General features: G+C 49.6%; 1 rRNA gene. It reads right to left on the bottom strand.

Annotation, left to right across the window (positions count from 1 at the left end):
* A 23S ribosomal RNA gene (locus PNO30_RS07110) occupies positions 1-242 on the bottom strand; the annotation flags it as partial.

Here is a 242-nt window from a genome sequence, read left to right as displayed (position 1 = left end):
CTGCTTAACCTTGCATCAGATCGTAACTCGCCGGTTCATTCTACAAAAGGCACGCCATCACCCATTAACGGGCTCTGACTACTTGTAAGCACACGGTTTCAAGTTCTCTTTCACTCCCCTTCCGGGGTACTTTTCACCTTTCCCTCACGGTACTGGTTCACTATCGGTCACTAGAGAGTATTTAGCCTTAGGAGATGGTCCTCCCAGATTCCGACGGAATTTCACGTGCTCCGTCGTACTCA

Origin of the sequence: Gemella haemolysans (assembly GCF_028308085.1) — a bacterium.
GTDB lineage: Bacteria > Bacillota > Bacilli > Staphylococcales > Gemellaceae > Gemella > Gemella haemolysans_D.
This window is presented reverse-complemented; position numbering and strand designations above follow the sequence as displayed.